The organism is Oleiphilus sp. HI0079 (assembly GCF_001635105.1).
In genome coordinates this window covers 1-1,082 of the sequence record NZ_LWFT01000039.1, presented here as the reverse complement: position 1 = coordinate 1,082, position 1,082 = coordinate 1, and the positions used below count along the sequence as shown (strand labels likewise).

The window sequence follows — 1,082 nt, the reverse complement described above, 5'->3', positions numbered from 1 at the left end:
TCGTAAATGGAACATTAAGGAGGCGAGCCAATGTCTCTGCCAACAGAGTTTTACCGCTACCGGTTGGACCAATCAGCAATATGTTACTCTTGCCAAGCTCGACATCCGCTTTCTTACCACCGCTGTACTTCAAACGCTTATAGTGATTGTAAACAGCTACAGAAAGAACCACCTTCGCTCGATCCTGACCAATCACATAATCGTCTAAAGTCGTTTTGATCTCCTGCGGCACAGGCAAACGATCAGAGCTTTCCTCTGTTGTGCTTTCCTGAATCTCTTCACGAATAATATCGTTACAAAGATCCACACACTCATCGCAAATAAATACTGAAGGGCCTGCTATGAGTTTGCGCACCTCGTGCTGACTCTTCCCGCAGAAAGAGCAGTAAAGTAGCTTGCCGTTATCTTCGCCTTTGCCGTTTTTATCGTCAGACATTTCTATTCCTATTCCTGANTGTTACTTACGATGCCTGTATCAGCGCTTCCATGCTCACTGACATCGCCAGGGAATCAATCAAAAGACTACTATCGCTTATCGATGATTGAATCAATTAAACCATAATCAACTGCAGCAGAACCATCCATAAAATTGTCACGATCTGTATCGCGCGCGATGGTCTCTAAGTCCTGCTCAGTATGATGAGACATAATACGATTCAGCTTGTCACGAATCGTAAGAATTTCTTTCGTATGTATCTCAATGTCAGTCGCCTGCCCCTGATATCCGCCCAAAGGTTGATGAATCATCATCCTTGCATTCGGAAGACAATGGCGCTTACCTTTTGCCCCGCCAGTCAACAAAAAGGCGCCCATGCTACACGCTTGACCGATACATAGAGTAGACACATCAGGCTTTATAAACTGCATCGTGTCATAAATGGAAAGCCCTGCCGTCACGGACCCACCAGGAGAGTTAATGTAGAGGTGGATATCTTTGTCGGGATTTTCCGACTCCAAAAACAGCAACTGGGCGACTACAAGATTAGCCATATGATCTTCGACTTGACCTACAAGAAAGATCACACGCTCTTTTAGAAGACGCGAATATATATCGAAAGAACGCTCACCACGAGCAGTCTGCT

The 1,082-nt window shown here is 45.1% G+C and carries 2 protein-coding genes; both read right to left on the bottom strand.

Annotated features, from left to right (window positions below):
- A partial coding sequence (locus tag A3750_RS00735) for a ClpX C4-type zinc finger protein (RefSeq protein WP_156498272.1) occupies positions 1–436 on the bottom strand: 436 nt, incomplete at its 3' end.
- An 89-nt stretch (positions 437–525) separates the two neighbouring features.
- A partial coding sequence (gene clpP / locus A3750_RS00730; protein WP_068547934.1) for an ATP-dependent Clp endopeptidase proteolytic subunit ClpP occupies positions 526–1,082 on the bottom strand: 557 nt, incomplete at its 5' end.